The following is a 17,997-nucleotide window of genomic DNA, read 5'->3' as shown; positions in this document are numbered from 1 at the left end:
ATCACTGTCCATAAGGACAGTTCTCAACAACAAGCCTCATTCGGCAAGGCGGCCTTCACCGGACGCATACTCTTCATTTCCCGATGTCCCGAGATCGCGCTGACCTCGGCGATGTTGAAACCGCGCTCAAAGAGCCGGGAAATCGCTTCGTGGCGTAGGTCGTGGAAGTGCAAATCTGACATTCCGGCGCGGACTCGAAGATGTTCAAACGCCAGTCGCACTGAATTCCCGGTTACGGCGAACACGCGATCGTGTCTAACGCCGGCGCTCCGCAATTCCTGCAGAGTCTGAACAGCGCGGCGTGACAAGGGAACGTCGCGGCTGTCGCCGTTTTTGGTCAACGCTAAATGGGCGACGCCTCGCTTGAGGTCGACGTGTTCCCATCGGAGGTCCAATAGTTCACCTCGCCGCATTGCTGTTTCTATAGCGAGGGTGATCAAGGGCTTCAGCAGCGGAGTTCGGCCGCGGTCGCAGCTGTCGAGCAGCCGCTGCTCCTCGCCTTCTTCAAGGCGACGCGTGCGGCCACGTGGGACTGGCGGGCGACGCACCATCTTCACCGGATTGCGCGGCACCCAGATGCCCCACTCGCGGGTCGCGATCTCGATCGCGTGCGATATCGTATTGAGCTCTCGAACAACTGTCGCCGGAGCCACTGTCTTGAGCCGCTCGTCCCTATAGGTTGCGACATCTGAGCTGGTCAGTTTGGCGAGCGTTCGGTGCGAGATGGCGCAGCGCACAATCGAGTTGATACGCGCTTTCTCGGAGACGGCCCCACGCTTGGTAGGCGTCACCTCATTGGCGTAACGGGCGAGAAGCTCTCCAAGGGTGGTCTTCTCTGCAGCGCGCGTGTCAGCGATCCAGCCAGATTTATCGGCTTCCGCCTCAAGATCGCGGGCCCAACGTTCCGCTGCAGTCTTGGTGTCGAACGACTTGGCCCGAGGAGGGACCCCTCGACGACGCACCTGCGCCTGCCAGCGCCCTCTGAGTTTGCGGATTGTAGCCATGACGTCGTTTGCGGATCACTCTGGTTTAATAGAGTGAAGGACGCCGGTGACTCGGTGCCAAGGACTATCCCTGCGCGGTGCTGGGAAATCCGGTTGTGCCGCTACTGTGCCTATTCCGAGCCACACCCCGATCGGGAATTCGAAAATCCCTGTCGGATCAAAGGGGACCGCACAGTGTCAGCGGTCGTTGTGATCAGGTTGCGTTGCCGTGCTGAGGCAACGCTCCATCGGCTCGCATCTTTTCCGGTAGCTCACTGCGATTTAGATCCAGCGAACCGCGTTGCAAGCTCGGCAAGGATCCATTCCGCAAAGCGGACTGCGACGGCAGTTTTGCTAGAAGCATAAATCCATTCCAGAGGAGCATAATCGCGGTGAATGCCGACCTCGGCGCATCACGTTCTTGATCTGTATGAACTACGCGCGTTGCTCGGCCCACTTACAGAAAAGGTCAGACAATGGAAACGAAAGGCGTCCCTTCAGCGTTCCAAGCCAGGCTTTGTATTCATCAGAGGGCAAGCAGTGCGCGGCGTAAATGAAGGCGGGCTGAACCCACGGGGTCAGTTCATCCATCTTTGTCTTTCGCTGACGGAAGAAGTTGACGTCAGAAAGCTGTCCCCTTAGGACGAAAATTTGTCGGATATCAAGCGTTCCGTTGAGCTCGAAAAGCGGTTTTGCCTGTTCGTAGCCGATCGGAATAACTCCTCTAATGAAGAGTTCGAACAGCCAAGCCCTGGTGACGCTCAGGCGTTGAGCCGCTGGGTCAAGGATGAGCTTTACGATCTCATCGGCTATACCGTTGAAGAGTTCGCTTCCATCCTTAACTAGCTCCTCGATCAGTAGGACGACGTCCTTTGCGAAAGGTAGCAACTCCCGCACGTGGCCTTTGATGAACTCGGCAGCATCCGCCGCCTTCGTAAACTTCATGCATCGCAACAATACGCGAATTCGACCACTATCCCAGAATTCATTGCTCAGCTCTGCTTTTAGATCACCGATAAGATCTTCTGACTTGAGTGCTTCAACGGCATCCGTCGAATCTTCGGAATCGTAGATCGCTTCCAAAAGCCGCTGCACAGCAGACTCATCGGCCTGAGCAGTGTCTTCGCCGCTCGAGACGTTCAACCGCTCAAGATATTCTTCTAATGTGTGAACCCTGGTTTTTGCGCTCGCCAGAAATAGTCCCTCATTTGTCATCAAATGCTCGGACAGGAATGCTAGGGCTGCATACGGATCCTGGTCACTTTTAAGGTAGAGCCGAAAGTCATCTACATATCTGGTGAACTCATATCCTTCAGCGATCAAGGCGCGGTCAGTGTCATTCAGCAGAAGTTCGGCCAGCAGGCGACTGGCATTGCCTCCTACAGGTATTCCGAACGACTGCCGGGCTCTGACGTCCGAAATGAACTGCTTTAAGAACCGCGCGACCGGCTTGTTCGTTGTCGCAACCAGAAGTGTGTTCTCTAGTCGATGATGATAGATGCGTTGATAAAACTCCGAGATATCGGCCTCAACGACGTGCGTGTATTCGTCCTCTGCAAAAGGGAGGCGCAAATACTGATTGTGAAGCCAATCACCGTAACGACAGTTTTCAGAAAACAAGTCAAAGTTTTCGTTCGGCAGATAGCGGTAAGAGAATGGTCCTTGATCTGGAAGGAGACGGCTTTTTTCCAGCTCGGGGCCGATTACATGAATGGCACTTGTGAGAAGGACGCAATCTATCGGAAATAACTGATGCGCGACGCGGAAATTATATCGGCTCTTTGGAACGAGGGATTCCAAAGCGCTCATGGGACGATAACTTCCTATCTCCTGCTTGGCCAAGTCAGCTGCAATCTCGGCTTTCCGATCAGCAAGGAAGCGGAATTCGAGAGGATAAGGAAAGATATCAGTGTCACCGTGCGTCAACAAGTGATCGATCGACCAGGTTATGGTAGCAGGTGCAATAGTTGGCATTCCACACTCGACGTTTTAATTATGGCTAGATTGATCCTGCAGCTTGAGATACTCGCGCCATCGTCCCTTGCCCCGTCCTTCCGAGAACAGACGCATCTCCGCTTCTTCTGTCGTGATCTTGAGGCGCTCGGCAAGAGTGCCAACGATCTCGCAAAAAAGCTTGTAGATCCGCGTTGCTCGGTTGGGCTCGTTCTAGCGAGTTGCCACTTGATCAGAAAACCTCGGAGTTGGTCAGCCTCCAACTTCTTCATCCTACGAAACTCGGTTGAAAGCTTGCCTTCCTCTCATACCCAATTGGCAACGGCCGCGCGGGCGGCAAGTTCATCATGATCCATCGTTCCCCCAAATCTCTTCAGAAGGTCAATCAAACATTGGCAATGGCTAGACTGCGCCACTCTGCGGATGTTCTGATGAACTAGATCGTTCGCGTTCCGCTATTCCCGCATTCGCTTTTTCTAGTGAGTATCGGCGCTCCCATTCCTGGCGTGCTCCCACGTTGAGAAACGGGATTATCTGAGATTGTTCGTCAATACTCCGGTCTTTGTGGTGGGTCCAAGCCGGCACGCTGTTCGTCTCCGGACGCAGAAAAATGTAACGGAACCCTTTCGTGTAGTCCCTCCATTCGCCGGTCCAAACGCGACCGAATGAAATGTGGTGTCGCTTATGATAGGACACCGTTTTTTCAGACGGCCCAATCGTGTGAATCAGGCCTTCAAATCGCGCGACTGACGGTTGGATCTGTGCAAGGAAGTTCGTGGCCCAAGCAAATTTCTCCCGCCCCTCCCAGAACACCGGCCAGCTGGTCATCCCGATACAGTAGGTCTGGAGCTTGCTTGGGTCGGGAAGAGCACTTCCTCCCTTCGCCGGCTCACAACGTCCGGCTCGCAATAGGTCTAGCTTGAGGCAATCCTTAGCTACGTCCCACGGGAAAGCGTAAGCATCCTGGGGCGCAACTCCGTTCGGCTTTATCGCAACATATTTCAGTTCTATTGCTACCGCGCCACATTCTTGATGTCGGCCGACCAAGTCCACCGCTATTGAGCTTGTGTTAGTGAGCGCCTGTGTTTTGAATCGTTCTTCCTTTCTTGCATGATAGCGCCAGCTCCACTCGTCCATTCGAGTTAGCTCCTGGAGCTTGCCACCGAGTGCGTTCTGGAATTCTCTTTCGCCCTTGCGGCTGTTCTCAACACCGAAGTTTACGCCGCTATCAGCTAATTGTTGCAGTGCTTCTAATACGGTCTGATACATCTGGATGCTCTAAAGGCGTTCTCGAAGTGGATTGGTAACAGAAAAAACGTTCTCGGTCGTTTTAGGAAACCTCAATCAGTAAAGCGCAGTAATCATTCCCTGGTGAGATTAGCTAAGGCGGAGACAATTGCAAGTTGTTGTGCCTTTGGGAGATTGCCCGTGAGCTTCTTAACGTTTTCGATCTCGAAACAGTGCCCGACCTCAAGAGGTATGCGGCTGTCCCTCGGTCTCTCATTTGAGCGACTCGGAAATCCGCGGGCACATGGGCGATAAATTTCCGAAGCATATCTATCATTCGATCGTGTGTATCGGCGCGTTGATTGCTCAGTGGACGAGCGAAAAATGGAACGTCAGAGCTATTGGAGCTCCGCACGTTGGTGAGCGATCCGAGAAGGAGCTGATCCGAACAGCTCGATTACTGGACGGCTAGAGTATCTGACGTGGAGAGCACAAACCTTCCACCAAGTGTCCGAAAGATATTGGTCTGGGACGACGTGCTCATAGAGCGGGCCGTTGAGAAGAGTGATGCGGGCCAGGAGCTGCGAGAGCTCAGCCGAATTGCTGAGTTGCTTGCTCGTTCGGCTATCACTCCTGACGGCTGAATCCGACCGACAACTGGGACCAAAAACAAGGCAAAAACGTTAAATGATCGACCAAAAAAGTTGCATCAATGCGAGCCCACTCAAGTGCGAGTTCTTTGATAGGCCCGCGGAGGTTGTTGCGCCGGACTTGATCGGCTGCTTTCTATTCTTTGAACTGGAAGGCAAAAAAGCGGGAGGCATGATCGTAGAGACAGAAGCTTACGACGAGTCGGATTATGCGTCTCACTGCTATTCAGATGAATGCAGAAGGCCCAGGCCTTACAGCAAACCCATGCGCCTCGCGCCAGCCCATCTTTACATCTATGAGAATGGTTCCGGAGCACCTTCGATCAATTTTGTCACGGATCGCGTCGATTACGGCAGCGCCGTCTTGATCCGAGCTATTGAACCTGCGGCTTCCTCGCAGGCGATCATGATCGAGCGGCACGAGAAATTTGGTCGCAAGGACTTCACCGAATTCAATTTGTGCAACGGGCCCACTAAGATTTGCGACGCTGTAGGTATCGACCGAAATCTCTACAAGAAAACTCAGGAGATGGCAGTTTCGATCCTCGAACACCCTTTTGATTTACGAATGAGAACGGGGAGTAGACAGATCGTCTGTGGACCCCGGGTCGGGATCCAGAAGCAACTGGCTAAGGAACCTCCTGAGTGCCACTCTCGGCCGGAGGCGAGACTCGCTATCGCTCGATATTGGAGATTCGGTTTGGCCGGTTCGAAACACGTGAGTCCGACACAATCCTTCACCCAATACGTTTCAAAAAGTCTATGACTATAAACCACGCCTTCGTGACTATCCCAGCGGAATGGGAAGGCCACTCTTGTTGCTACATGTCTTGGGCAGTCCATTCAGAGTGGGGAGAATCGCATGCTCGCGTTCTCGAAGAATTACGCGCTGTAATTTCAACAATCGCAGAGTTTGAAACGGTTCGGTTGCTCGTTCCACCTAAACGCATGCGACAAGCACGGCAACAGCGCTTTCCCGACTCAGTCAAGCTAATGGAAGCACCCGTCGATGACATCTGGTTGCGTGACATATGCCCCACTTTCGCGATCAGCGACGGAAAGCCGGTCGCGATCGACTGGAATTTTAACGGATGGGGGTCAACACGCGATCGCCCCAGACGGCCAGGTGATAAGGTCTCCACGCTCATGAGCTTCGGTTGCCCTCGTATTGCCGCACCGTTCATTGCGGAGGGGGGCGCGTTCATAACGGATGGCCATGGAACGTTCATTACTACAAAAAGCTGTCTGCTGAACCCCAACCGCAATCCGATCACTGATCAGCACGCGATCGAAGTCTTCCTTAGATCGATAGGTGCCAGGAAGGTAATCTGGCTGGAAGGCGACCCGGAAGAGCCAATCACCAGCGGTCACATTGATGGCTATGTAATGTTCACGAGTTGCTGCAGACTTCTCGTTGAAGGGCCCTCGGGTAATGGCGGCTACCTTGATGAGATACGAACGAGAGACATAGAGCTTCTGTCGAATGCGCGTAACGCTGACGGAATTCCCTTTACTCTGCGCATCTTTGCTCCTCCTTCGCAAAGCCTGCAGAGAGGGCGCGGTCCGCTGTTTGCACCCGTCTATCTGAACTCATATCTGGCGAATGGAGCGGTAATCGCGCCGTGTTTTGGTGAGCCCGAATCCGACAAACGGGCAGAGGAAGTTCTCAAAACCGAATTTCCTGGGCGCGTGGTCCGCATGTTGAACATCGAGCACATTGCGTCAGGCGGTGGCGGTATCCGATGCCTCACGCAGCCCGTTCCGAAGCACGATTGATGTTGCTGGATCATCGGTCCTGGGTCCCGCCCCAGTGCCGCACGCACAAACCCGCCCGCATAGCACGAGGTCAGGGTCGCGAGTTTTCCGGTTCAGCTTCGGAGGGCAGCCGTGTCACTACCTGCGCCACTTTGGTGCCGGGTTGCGATCGCGGGGAATCGCAGAACTGCCCGGGCATTGATTTTCAATGAAAATTCCGCAGTAGAGCTTTGCCCTGCCAGGGCCGTGGTCCATTCAGTGGACGAGTGGATGGTCTGTCGAACGCTTAAGAGCGCGGCACTGCAGACGAAATTACATACTGATTCCCCAGCAGGGCTGCTGCAACGACCATCATGGCCCTCGTGTCTAGCCCGCAGTAAGCGCGCAGTGCGGCATCGATGGCTTGGCGACGAGACGCGCTGGTATCTACAGCGATGGCCTCGCGATAAAATCTGCCGATGCTCTTGCCATCTTTCACTTCCAGGTGTGCATAGCCCAGTTCACCTGCAACTGTGGGCAAAACAGCTTTTATAGACCATTTTCCTCGTTGATCTCGATGATACCAGTTGTCCCGTGTCACCGGATGTAGATCGACGAGGCGGCTGGCGATAGACCGGAGTTTGTCTTCTAGATCCGGAAATGCGTTCGCCAGCCGGATGACGCAGCTCCGTTCAAAGCTGACATTGTAGGCGATCACCGCACCGGTCGACGGGACCGCCTCCAGCAGCGCTTCGGCACATGTGCGACGCGGATCGTTGCCATCGAGGCTAAGGAACTCGCGATGCTCGACGCTCCCGTTGCTCTGCTCGACGTGCGCAGAGAACTGAAACGGAATAGCCTGGTTCGGATGCGTGCCTGTCCAGCGCGGTGAGGCAAATGAAACCGTCTCGAAGTCAATCCAGGTCCTCGGATAAGCCCAGCCCTCCATCGCAGAGCGGGCGCCTTCGACATCGTGATAGGCCTCGCCTGTCACGGTGGCATCGTAGACTCTCTGGTGGATAACGCTCGTAAGCCGAGAGCGGTCAATAGCAAGAAGGTCGTCGATACCTTCCGCAAGCCACCGCTTGCCGCCGCCGTAGGGTAGAACGGTCACGTGCCACTCCGGTCCCGACGAAGGTGTCGTTGAAAAGTCAGCACTTCGAAATGACGTTCTCATTCGCATGTCCGTGTTTTTTGGATGATGGGAGACCCGGGTGATCGCGGGTGAAATCTTGCCGGAATCCTCAATGAAGAACATCGGTAAGACCTCATCTCTAACGAAGACCGCTGCAGTAAGAGGGCCACCGAAGCAAGCGCCGGTATCGATATTTACTCGATTTAGACGAACATCGGGCTGCCGGTTGCAAGTCGGCGTATGGCCGTGCACCACGAGAATGCCGTGGTCTTCTTCGGACGACAGGAACGGCTCCCGAATCCATAGAAGATCTTCGTCTGATTGGGACGAAAGCGGCACTCCGGGCCTGATCCCAGCATGAACAAACATCCGATGATCGTCGCTTGTCTCTCGCCGGAGGCTTCGCATCCAAGCTAGATGCTCAACGGGCAAATCGCTGGGGTCGTCCACACCGTAACTCTTCAGCGTTGCTTCGCCGCCATTTCCCCACCAAGTCATTAGATCGCGATCGGATCGATCACCACTGGCAGCACGGATCAACATTTCCTCATGGTTGCCGCGGAGGCAGACAAACTCACGATCAAGCGACTTTTCCCCTTGGATTAGCAGATTCATGACATCTTTGCTCAGTGGTCCGCGATCAATAAAATCGCCGAGAAAAATGAACCGGGCGCTCTGGCTACCCCGAAAGGCATCGCATGCAGCGATAAGCCGTTGCAGCTTGTCGAAACAGCCGTGAATATCCCCGATTACAAATAGGAGCAAAGCATCACCAGACTAAACATTTTAGATCATCATTTCTTAGGCAGGTCATCAAACCTTCGCCTATTGTGACCACTTCTTTGAGCTCTTTCTGAGCGGATCAAAAAATTGAGCGAAAGGGTTACAGGGTTGCTTCTGTAGAATCGCGGTCTAGCGTGGAGAAAAAATCACAGAGAGCGCTGCACATTTTTTCGCTTCTTCCGTCCAGGCCAATGATTTCAGCTTTCAGATCGAGCGAAGTTGCGAGCAATTGACCTTGCCAGGCCTCCTTCCCCTGAGGCGACACACTGGCTTTCTTCCCAACAATCAGCAGAGGGACGCTTTGGAATAATCTTTTCGGCACCAAATGTTGTCGCACCTCGCTGCCCATGAGTTCCAATATTGTGGCATTTACGCCCGTATAGACCTTCGTTATTTCGTCACGGAGGGGCTTCGATCCAAATTGACTTCGATAGCGCTGGAGTTGGCTTGCTACCTTCGGCTCGCGTTTGCCATCACTGCGCGCTTCTTTGTTTGAACTCAGTTTTACCTCAACAAATACGAGGGTTCCACCTGCCGTTATAAAAAGGCAATCGATCATGTCTTGTGCCGTTTTTGTTTTAGGGGTGCCGGGAAAACGACATTCGATATCTATCAATCTCGCCTGATTATCCGGCAATCTGTCGGCCGCCAGAGAAAACATGGGGAAGAGCTGGCTGACTACCGGGAGTTCGCCTTCGACAGGTCGATACGTTCTGCAGTTTTCTTTAATTGACTCATAACTTTCGCATGTGAACCACTCTTTGGGAATGGCTACATCCCTTGATTGTCCGTTGTCTGAAATCTTGAGATATCGATTGTTGGTGTAGACACGGCCCGTTTTGTAAACGCACAGTCGGGCGCCGCCGTAGTAGAAGTGCACCTCTTCCTTGCGAACAGCAGGAAAGACGTTGCCCGCGCGCAAGTCTGCCATCAGCCCCGTATCTGTGAAAAATTTATGCGCTTTCAGCCCAGCGATGTCGCCAAAATGCTTTTGTAAAATTGGGTTGTTCACGATGCTTTCATCCTCATTACAGAGAGGCGTAAGTGAGTTAGACATCCCACCCCTCGCCGTCGCTGCGCCGCGTGACGTTATTAAAATATTTCGAGAAGCTATCGCCCTCGAATGTATGAATCGGAATCAGAGTCGCAGGATTGATTGCCTTTGCAAGGCGTTTGAGGTCGGCGATGCTGGCGTGTCCCGATGTATGGAGAACGTCGAGCGCTATGCCGCGCCCTGCAAAGTCGGCCTTTAGCTTAGCGCCGGGGCCCTCCTTGAGATAACCATCCCATTGCGACCAGATCGATCTCGCGCCGTCCCAGAGCTTGGCGGCTTCAACGTCACGGGCCATTGCTGGTCTGAACAACATAACCGTCTTATCAGCGATGTCGGTCAGGTGTTCGCGGTAGATCCGCGCAGACTTATAGGGCTGTAACAGATCGAAGCGCTTGTTCTTGGCTATCTGTCGGCGCTGATATTCCGGCACGTAGATAGAGAGGTTGGGCCAGCCAACATTCGGCAGGTTGGAGTTGCCCGAGGCGCGCAATATTTCCATCGCATAGAGATCGAGTAACAGCGTCCGGCCGGTGCGTTTACAAGCGCGGTAGATACTAACCATTCGGTCGATATTCTGCGCGGAGGCAGAGATCATGATGAAGCCCGGCAGCCTGAAGGCATCTGCCAGCCTGGTTTCGATCTCCGTTTCGGTCGGGAACTGGGCGAGCTCATCAAGTCGGCCCAAGCTTGAGCCTTCCATCAACATTGTGTCGATGCCTGTCGGTGGATTATTCACCAGCCGTTCGAACAATGCGCCTTTGCGGCCATGTGATCGAATGTCGCCGCTATAGAACAGCCGTCGACCACATGCCTCGATCGTTAGGGCATATGCGTCGTAGGCGGAATGATCCACGAGATACGGCGTGATGCTGAACGGACCGATCTGGAGCAGCTTCCGGTCAATTAGCTCGAATGTTATTTCCGGCACGAAGAAGTTGGGCACAAACGGCGCCGCTGCGCTCATAATACGTGCGGTGGCAGCGCCCATGGCGAGCGGAATTTTCGGCTTGCACAGGGGCAACAGGCCCCAATGGTCGCCGTGGCCGTGCGAAATAACGATTGCATTCAGGGACGGGTCGTCGCTTTGGAGGCCGCTCACATCAGGCAGCAACTCTTCGGAGACACCATCAGCATCGAGTGGCAGCCCGACATCGAGAAGTATTCTCGCGCCATCGGCTTCCAGCTCGATACAGCTGCCGCCGATCTGTTGCGTTCCGCGGTGGACGCGCCCGCGAAATAGGGCGTTGCTGATTGTCATTAATTCTCGGCCTTCCCGTTGCCACTGTTAGCAGCCTTCACGAGCAATCCAATACGTCTTTCGATGTCCTCTCTCCAGGCGAGTTGCTCAAGCCATCGCGTGGGAATGCCGGAGCGTCCGTAGATTGCGCCGGCAAGCTGTCCGGTCACGGCACCCACCGTATCGGAATCATTGCCGAGATTGACCGCGAGAATGATTGCTTCCTCGAATGACGAGGTGCGATGCACACACCACAGCGCAGCCTCCAGCGTGGAAATAACGTAGCCGGAGGAGGAAATCTCATCGCGTGTCTTTCCAATCCAGTTTCCGGCGGCGATGGCGTTCAGTTCCGGGTGACTGAACCAGAAGCGCGATCGCAATACGGTGTTTCTGTCCGTCCCGCGCATCGCCTCGACCAACAGTGTGGCGAAGAACTCGCAGGCGCTCGCGGCCAGCCTATTGGCGTGCGTCAGCATGCTCTGGCGATGGGCCAGGCGCACAGCTTCGCTGCGATCGTGCGCGGCGAAGACGGCGATGGGCGCTAGTCGCATTATGGAGCCGTTACCGGCATGGTTCTTGTTGTGCGCCCCATCGCCGGCCGGCGTTCCCAGCCGGGCATATCGCTCAAGTGCGGCTCTCGTCGTGATCCCGATGTCAAAACATCGGCCGTTCACGCTGTTCTCGCCGTCTTCCCACCAGCGGACAAAACGGTTGAGGACATCGAAGCCGTCGAAAGTGCGTTGCGCGATCAGCGAGTCAGCCAGGCAAAGCGCCATGCTGGTGTCATCGGTCCATTCGCCAGGCTCCAGCCCGAATGGACCGCCACCAATCATCTCGGAGACGTGCGGGAGTGCATCTCGCTCCGAAAATTCGAGCGGAACGCCAATCGCGTCGCCAACCGCAAGCCCGAGCATTGCGCCATAGGCGCTGTCCTCGATAAACCTGCCCAGCTTTGGCTCTGAACTTTTCTCGGCTTTGACGCCAAACGGGATGTGGGCATCGTAGTCGTTGGCGACCGGCGCCCCGATGTGTGCGGGAGCGCGCTTACCAGTGACGGCTATCCTTGCTCTTACGAGCTCCGTGCCGGTCTGGGCGGCAATCACGTTCAGGAATTCCGGCGTGTTTAACGCGGGGTCGATCAAATAAGACGCGGAGCCGTCTGCACGAACGCTGACCCAGCCACCCGCGAAATGATGGGGATCGCGGTAGCCGATAAAATCATACGTAGCTTCGATCGAAGGCCAGATTTCGTCCCGGTAAAGCGAGCAGCTGTAATATCCTTCCCGCGAAGGCCGATCCGAGGCAGAAATTTCTGAGAAATAGCCTGCCATGCGAGACGGCTGTGGGGCGGAGGCCGGCTGGGCAACAAACCAAAAAATACAGTAACGCGGGTTTCGAAGTTCCGGCAAAGCGAAGCAGCTCCATTGCAATGACACTCTATATATTCAAATGAGGGCTCGAGAAATTGCGGGCTTTTTCAAACATAAGCGTCGCGTGACATTTAGGTCACACTCTTGAAACTGATCGTCCTTCGATTCCGGAGGTTTGGCTCGGCTGAAATGTATTGCGCGATCACTGGTATGCCGAAAAGGCTGCAAAGCGCGTAAAAACGTGGCCCGGCTGTGCCGTTCCTTCAACTCACCGCGAATGTCGCGAAGAAAACCGTGCGGGAGATCGATAAAAATAAGGGGGCCAGGCAAGCGGAGCTTCAGGACTATCCAGCTTCGGAGGGCAGCGGTCCATTGGCTGCGCCACCATCGTGGCGGATCGTGAGTTAGCCAGAATCGCAAAGCAAATGGGCTTCGATTTAAAAGGCGGTTTTCACGTCAGAGCTTTGCCCGGCCAGGGCCGCGGTCCATACAAAGGAAAAGAGCTGCGGAATGGTTGTGCCCGCACTTGCCATAGGGCACGCCCAAATCCTTGCCGATAACACCCATCGGCGTTAGCTGGGCGGGTTGCCAATCAGTTTGGCGAGGCAGCCTTTGACGCCCGTCAAGTGCAAGTGATCTTGACCATATGTGTCTCGGGTGGATGATATTGCTTGCTGCGGTCGTGGTAACAGCCCAAATCGCAGCACCGGACCAGTGAAGCACTTTCAATGAAAACTCAGTCTCAGCCAATGACACAGGAAGTTCTGGCGGGCCCGGTCGAGCGCGTGACGTTTCACAACGAGGAAAGCGGCTTTTGTGTCCTGCGGATTAAGGCACGTGGGCACCGCGAACTGGTCACGGTGATTGGGCATGCGGCTGTCATCTCCGCCGGCGAGTGGGTTACGGCATCCGGCGAATGGATCAACGATCGCACGCATGGTCAGCAATTTAAGGCGAAGTTTCTGAAGACTTCGGAGCCGACGTCGCTTGACGGCATCGAGAAATACCTCGGATCTGGCATGATACGAGGCATCGGACCGGTCTACGCCAAGAAGCTGGTGCGCGCCTTCGGCGAGAAGGTGTTCGACACGATCGAAGCCGAACCCGAGCGCCTTCGTGAGGTCACGGGCATCGGCGCTGTTCGAGCCAGCCGCATTACCGGCGCCTGGGCCGAACAGAAGATCATTCGCGAGATCATGGTCTTTCTGCACAGTAATGGCGTGGGCACCGCGCGAGCGGTGCGGATTTTCAAGACCTACGGCGCCGATGCCGTGCAGGTCATGTCCGAGAATCCTTATCGTCTGGCTCGGGATATTCGGGGCATAGGATTCAAGACAGCCGACGCGATTGCCATGAAGCTCGGGATCGAGAAGACAGCCATCATCCGGGTTAGGGCTGGCATCTCGTTCGCCCTCACGGAGGCAATGGACGAGGGACACTGTGGTTTGCCGCTGGACGACCTGATGCCGTTGGCCGAGAAGCTGCTCGAGGTTCCGATAGACCTCGTTCGGACGGCACTTGATCTTGAAACATCGGAGGGCGCGGTCGTTGCCGATAGTGTCGGCCAAACACGCTGTATATTTCTGGCAGGTCTGCACCGGGCCGAGCGCATCATTGCTGAGCGGCTGGTTCAACTTGCCAATGGTAAGCTTCCTTGGGCGTGGATCGATCCCGACAAGGCATTGCCGTGGGTCGAGGAACGGATCAGGCTTGCCCTTGCGGAAAGCCAAGTCGCGGCCATTAAACTCGCGCTTATGTCGAAAACCCTGGTGATGACCGGAGGCCCGGGCGTCGGCAAGACCACCATCGTCAAAGGTATTTTGCGCATTCTCGCGGCGAAGCGCGTGGAGCTTCTGCTCTGCGCGCCCACCGGCCGCGCCGCCAAGCGCATGACCGAGGCGACAGGATTTGAAGCAAAAACCATCCATCGGCTGCTTGAAGTCGACCCAAAGACGGGTGGGTTCAAGCGCGGTGATGACAATCCACTCGATTGCGACCTGTTGGTTATCGACGAAGCCTCCATGGTGGACGTCATGCTGATGCAGGCACTCATGAAGGCTGTGCCTGCCACCGCAGCTCTCTTGATTGTTGGCGATATTGACCAACTTCCCTCCGTAGGGCCGGGCCAGGTGCTGGCGGACATAATCTCTTCTGGCTCCATACCAGTGGTGCGATTGACCGAGGTGTTCCGGCAGGCCGCGCAAAGTCGCATCATCACCACCGCCCATCGCATCAACCAAGGCATCATTCCCGATCTCAGCCCGCCTGGAAGCGATAGCGATTTCTATTTCGTCCAAGCGGAAGAGCCGGAAATCGCCGTGCAGCGCATCGTCGAGCTGGTAAAGACCCGGATCCCCGCGCGCTTCGGCTTCGATCCCATCCGTGACATTCAGGTCCTGTGCCCAATGAATAGAGGCGGTGTGGGGGCTCGCTCGCTCAATATTGAGCTGCAAGCGGCATTGAATCCAGCGGGCGAGAAGAAGGTCGAACGCTTTGGATGGACCTTCGCGCCTGGTGACAAGGTCATGCAAATTCAGAACGACTACGACAAGGAGGTCTACAATGGCGACATCGGTTATATTGACGAGGTCGATCTCGAGGACGGTGAGCTTCTAGCCAGTTTTGACGGTCGCGCGGTTACTTACGCCTTTGGCGAACTCGACACACTGGTGCCCGCCTACGCAGCGACGATCCACAAGAGTCAGGGCTCAGAATATCCCGCCATTGTGATTCCGGTCATGACCCAGCATTACGCCATGTTGCAACGAAATCTGCTTTATACCGGAGTCACCCGCGGCAAGAAGCTTGTCGTCCTTGTTGGTCAGAAGAAGGCTGTCGCTATCGCTGTTCGGAATGTCTCGGGGCGCGGGCGATGGTCGAAAACAAACGAATGGCTGAGCGGTGCGTCACGTCAAGCCACGGCCTGACATAAAATAACACGGTGGTCATGCTCTCCCATTCAAGGGCTAACCTGGAACATCCGGTATCGAGTCGAAACCCAAATGTCGGATATTCCACGTCGCCTAAAGCAGCTTGAGAAGCTACTCGCCAGCCTGGACGACGACGAGGCGATGTTACTCTCCGAGCTCGACGGGTTCCTCGCTGGCATCCTTGTCTGTCCCGACCTGATCATGCCCAGCGAATGGCTACCGATGGTATGGGGCCGTGGGAACAAGGATGCGGCGCCCGTCTTCGAAAACACCAACCAAGCGGAGCAATTGGTTGGGTTGATTATGGAGCGCTACAACGCCGTCGCAGCCGAGCTTCAGCGCGGGGGCGGGCACTACGAACCGTTGTTCGACGTCGATATGCGACACAATGAGATTCTCTGGGAAATCTGGATCGACGGTTTCGACACCGCCCTGCAACTGCGCCCCGAAGCCTGGGCCAAAGTGCGGGGTGGCGATGGAGGCGCGCTCAGTGCACTGGCAGGCCTCGTCGCCCTTGTGCAGATCGGTCGTGGCGAAAGCACGCTTGCAAAAGAACAGATCGACGAGATTACCGCCGAAGCTCCTGATCTCATTCCGCACTACATCGAAACCCTCAATGCTTGGCGGATCGGCCAGCAAGTTGGCGGCCAATTCAGAGAGGAGGCACCAAACTTCGGAAAGGTCGGCCGTAACGAGCCATGCCCATGCGGGTCGGGAAAGAAATACAAGCGGCGGCCTCAACTGACCATGCCTTAACCGATTGCCGAGAAATGGGCGCTTACCCCCAAGGATCCGATTGAAACTCACTGCCGACACAGGCGGCATAGGATGAACACTCCGAAAATGCTTCTAGGACATCGCTACCCATAATTGGCTGATCGCGGGCGTCGGCGCACCCAAGGCGTGTCGGAACTGGGCGCTGGAAAGTGACCCGGATGTATGCGCCCTCGTGGGGAGATTGAGCTATCTGATCGCGTTGTGGATTGTTGCTGACGGTGCCTGTGTTTTGTCGCTATGTGCCGCACACTATTGCCTTGTCCGAATCAGGCGGAGAGCCAGCATGGATACCAAAGTTCAGAGTCTCGTTCTGACTGAATCCCAAGCGGCTTGCCTTGCCGCGCTTAGATCCCGCAAAGAATCCAAGACTGAAATTGCAATACAAGCCAAGCTTGATCTCAAAAAAGCAGCAACGGCACTAGAAGCACTGAGGGAGCTCGGACTTGCAAGGCGCGGCGAGATGAACGCGTGGTATTTCACGCCGCGTGGAAGAAACTGTCGCTTCAAGACAATTCCGGACCGAATTCGGCGCGGTAGCGCACTTCCTGGCCCTGGCGCGCAGCGTTTGCTCGATGTTTTAGACCGGCCGATGCACGGTGATGAACTCGCCGAAAGGTTAGGCATCACTCTTCAAAGAGTTCGTCAGATTGTGGTCAAACTTCACGCGCGAGCGCTTGTGAAATTCGGGGACCCAGAAAGAATTCTTGAGGTCGTCTCGCGCACCAAGGACAAGACTGTTTTGCTGTCACACGATGAGGCGCGAGTGCTTTCGGCAATTCCGGGAGCCTACGCGACCGATGCAACCAAGATAAGGCTTGCGGTATTGCTACAAGAGAAAATTGTTCAGAAGATCCTCGATGGTTTTGTTGCTAGGCACTTTGTCGTGGCGCAGGAAGGACTTGCTGATAGAACGGTCTATCAGATCAATGCGACAGGGTTAAACCATCCGCAACGCCAACCGGACGCCCGTTTGGCGCACGCGCCTCGGTTGCCCGTCGAATCAGATCGCGTTCGCGCGGTGCTCGCGGCTATACGCACCGCACGATCATTGCGGATCAGAGATTTGAAAAATGCTCTAGAAATACCGCACGCTTCGATAAATGCTCTCATGCAATATTTGAAGCGGAAGGAATTAGTGCAAAAGACCAGCCAAGAGCAGGCAGCGCCTTATTCATTGACGGAAAAGGGGCTCGACGCCCTAACAGAAATGGCGCGCCGACACGCCGCATAGTTCAGTTGCGGTCCCAACCCCAGCACTGCTGCCGGGCCTTTCTTGTTAAGCTCGGAACGGTTGGACTTAGAAATCCATACCACCCATGCCGCCCATGCCGCCGCCACCCGGAGGCACACCGCCGCCGCCAGCGTTTGCTCCGCATCTATTTGGGTGCCGCCCGTGTGGCGGTTGGTGAAGTCGACGACAATTCTGTCGGTGTAACCATTGATTTCTCTTCGGAATTCGATCGACAGAGCTTTGCCTCGCCGGGGCCACGGTCTGTCGCATTCTCCGTCATAGCGACGCATCTGTCGGCAGCCATGCACCCATGCGAAAAAATCCAGGCCTGCGGCGGTTGTTCTAGATTTTTGATCGGCTTACATAGCCAGACGGCTGCTGGCGCGTCGCCCTACGCCTGTAAGGAAAAACAATGTCAGTTAATAAGGCCAAAGACACTTCGCTTAAAACGCCGAACGCCGAGAACAAGGTTGTCGAAGCCAAGCCGGAATCTTCGACCAAGACCGAAAACAAACCGGACGCTGCACCGAAAAGGCAAGATATGGGCGAGGGTCAGAAGGCAGTATCCAAAGCCTATAAGGACAATTGGAACGAAATTTTTGGGAAGAAGAAAAAGCGATAGGACGTCTCTACTGCATGGGGGAGCTGTGCAGCCGCAGCGGTTTTACTGTCGCCGTTGAACGCATTCCAACGTGAAGGCCCGGCATTGCTGCCAGGCCTCTCTACGGTTGAGCTCGGCACCGTTGACTTAGAAATCCATACCACCCATGCCGCCGCCCTGAGGCATTGCCGGACCGGCGCCGCCCTTCTTGGGCAGCTCGGCGACCATGGCTTCCGTGGTGATCAGCAGGGCCGCAACCGAGGCTGCGTTCTGGATCGCCACACGCACCACCTTGGTCGGGTCGATGATGCCCTTCGAGATCAGGTTGACGT

At 55.4% G+C, this 17,997-nt stretch carries 13 protein-coding genes and 1 pseudogene; 6 read left to right on the top strand and 8 right to left on the bottom strand.

From position 1 onward, the window contains the following. Positions 1-23: 23 nt before the first annotated feature. From IVB13_RS09605 to IVB13_RS09595, 3 genes are all read right to left on the bottom strand, one after another. Positions 24-1,004, bottom strand: a complete 981-nt coding sequence (locus tag IVB13_RS09605) for a site-specific integrase (protein ID WP_247488627.1) — start codon at positions 1,002-1,004, stop codon at positions 24-26. Positions 1,005-1,418: 414 nt separating this feature from the next. Beyond that, positions 1,419-2,957, bottom strand: coding sequence for a reverse transcriptase domain-containing protein (locus IVB13_RS09600; protein ID WP_247488625.1), 1,539 nt, complete (start codon positions 2,955-2,957; stop codon positions 1,419-1,421). Between the two features lie 381 nt (positions 2,958-3,338). Beyond that, positions 3,339-4,205 carry a hypothetical protein gene (locus tag IVB13_RS09595; RefSeq protein WP_247488623.1) on the bottom strand — a complete coding sequence of 289 codons (867 nt, stop codon included), beginning with the start codon at positions 4,203-4,205 and terminating at the stop codon, positions 3,339-3,341. Between the two features lie 645 nt (positions 4,206-4,850). Between IVB13_RS09595 and IVB13_RS09590 the strand changes: the two genes are divergently transcribed. Beyond that, positions 4,851-5,579, top strand: coding sequence for a DNA-3-methyladenine glycosylase (locus IVB13_RS09590; RefSeq protein ID WP_247488621.1), 729 nt, complete (start codon positions 4,851-4,853; stop codon positions 5,577-5,579). Next, positions 5,576-6,589, top strand: a complete 1,014-nt coding sequence (locus tag IVB13_RS09585) for an agmatine deiminase family protein (RefSeq protein ID WP_256467686.1) — start codon at positions 5,576-5,578, stop codon at positions 6,587-6,589. Before IVB13_RS09590 ends, IVB13_RS09585 begins: the two co-directional genes overlap by 4 nt. 265 nt (positions 6,590-6,854) lie before the next feature. On the opposite strand, the gene IVB13_RS09580 is transcribed toward IVB13_RS09585, so the two are convergent. From IVB13_RS09580 to IVB13_RS09565, 4 genes are all read right to left on the bottom strand, one after another. Then, positions 6,855-8,447: a DUF2779 domain-containing protein gene (locus IVB13_RS09580; protein ID WP_247488617.1), complete on the bottom strand. Its 1,593-nt coding sequence runs from the start codon at positions 8,445-8,447 to the stop codon at positions 6,855-6,857. Between the two features lie 118 nt (positions 8,448-8,565). Further along, the gene (locus IVB13_RS09575; protein ID WP_247488616.1) at positions 8,566-9,477 is read right to left on the bottom strand and encodes a hypothetical protein; all 912 of its coding nucleotides are present in this window, start codon (positions 9,475-9,477) and stop codon (positions 8,566-8,568) included. 37 nt (positions 9,478-9,514) lie between these two features. After that, a complete protein-coding gene (locus IVB13_RS09570) occupies positions 9,515-10,777 on the bottom strand; it encodes an MBL fold metallo-hydrolase (RefSeq protein WP_247488614.1) in 1,263 nt (420 codons plus the stop codon). Continuing rightward, positions 10,777-12,087 carry an ADP-ribosylglycohydrolase family protein gene (locus IVB13_RS09565; RefSeq protein WP_247488612.1) on the bottom strand — a complete coding sequence of 437 codons (1,311 nt, stop codon included), beginning with the start codon at positions 12,085-12,087 and terminating at the stop codon, positions 10,777-10,779. Before IVB13_RS09565 ends, IVB13_RS09570 begins: the two co-directional genes overlap by 1 nt. A 788-nt stretch (positions 12,088-12,875) precedes the next feature. Between IVB13_RS09565 and IVB13_RS09560 the strand changes: the two genes are divergently transcribed. The 4 genes from IVB13_RS09560 (at position 12,876) to IVB13_RS09545 (ending at position 17,686) form a co-directional block, all read left to right on the top strand. Beyond that, complete coding sequence (locus tag IVB13_RS09560; RefSeq protein WP_247488610.1) at positions 12,876-15,053, top strand: ATP-dependent RecD-like DNA helicase; 2,178 nt, start codon at positions 12,876-12,878, stop codon at positions 15,051-15,053. Between the two features lie 75 nt (positions 15,054-15,128). Continuing rightward, positions 15,129-15,812: a UPF0149 family protein gene (locus IVB13_RS09555; protein WP_247488608.1), complete on the top strand. Its 684-nt coding sequence runs from the start codon at positions 15,129-15,131 to the stop codon at positions 15,810-15,812. Positions 15,813-16,116: 304 nt separating this feature from the next. After that, positions 16,117-17,064: a hypothetical protein gene (locus IVB13_RS09550; RefSeq protein WP_247488607.1), complete on the top strand. Its 948-nt coding sequence runs from the start codon at positions 16,117-16,119 to the stop codon at positions 17,062-17,064. A gap of 412 nt (positions 17,065-17,476) precedes the next feature. Next, positions 17,477-17,686, top strand: a complete 210-nt coding sequence (locus tag IVB13_RS09545; RefSeq protein WP_247488605.1) for a hypothetical protein — start codon at positions 17,477-17,479, stop codon at positions 17,684-17,686. A gap of 126 nt (positions 17,687-17,812) precedes the next feature. On the opposite strand, the pseudogene groEL reads toward IVB13_RS09545, so the two are convergent. Next, positions 17,813-17,997 (bottom strand): annotated as a pseudogene (gene groEL / locus IVB13_RS09540) (chaperonin GroEL); the annotation flags it as partial.

The organism is Bradyrhizobium sp. 17 (assembly GCF_023073515.1).
Classification (GTDB): domain Bacteria; phylum Pseudomonadota; class Alphaproteobacteria; order Rhizobiales; family Xanthobacteraceae; genus Bradyrhizobium; species Bradyrhizobium canariense_D.
Note: the sequence above shows the minus strand (reverse complement) of the source record. Positions and strands in the feature narration are given on the sequence as shown.

Bases quoted from the DNA above. Each gene is read 5' to 3' on its own strand.
- IVB13_RS09605 (WP_247488627.1), bottom strand. From the start codon at position 1,004: ATGGCTACAATCCGCAAACTCAGAGGGCGCTGGCAGGCGCAGGTGCGT.
- IVB13_RS09600 (WP_247488625.1), bottom strand. From the start codon at position 2,957: ATGCCAACTATTGCACCTGCTACCATAACCTGGTCGATCGATCACTTG.
- IVB13_RS09595 (WP_247488623.1), bottom strand. From the start codon at position 4,205: ATGTATCAGACCGTATTAGAAGCACTGCAACAATTAGCTGATAGCGGC.
- IVB13_RS09590 (WP_247488621.1), top strand. From the start codon at position 4,851: ATGATCGACCAAAAAAGTTGCATCAATGCGAGCCCACTCAAGTGCGAG.
- IVB13_RS09585 (WP_256467686.1), top strand. From the start codon at position 5,576: ATGACTATAAACCACGCCTTCGTGACTATCCCAGCGGAATGGGAAGGC.
- IVB13_RS09570 (WP_247488614.1), bottom strand. From the start codon at position 10,777: ATGACAATCAGCAACGCCCTATTTCGCGGGCGCGTCCACCGCGGAACG.
- IVB13_RS09565 (WP_247488612.1), bottom strand. From the start codon at position 12,087: ATGGCAGGCTATTTCTCAGAAATTTCTGCCTCGGATCGGCCTTCGCGG.
- IVB13_RS09560 (WP_247488610.1), top strand. From the start codon at position 12,876: ATGACACAGGAAGTTCTGGCGGGCCCGGTCGAGCGCGTGACGTTTCAC.
- IVB13_RS09555 (WP_247488608.1), top strand. From the start codon at position 15,129: ATGTCGGATATTCCACGTCGCCTAAAGCAGCTTGAGAAGCTACTCGCC.
- IVB13_RS09550 (WP_247488607.1), top strand. From the start codon at position 16,117: ATGGATACCAAAGTTCAGAGTCTCGTTCTGACTGAATCCCAAGCGGCT.
- IVB13_RS09545 (WP_247488605.1), top strand. From the start codon at position 17,477: ATGTCAGTTAATAAGGCCAAAGACACTTCGCTTAAAACGCCGAACGCC.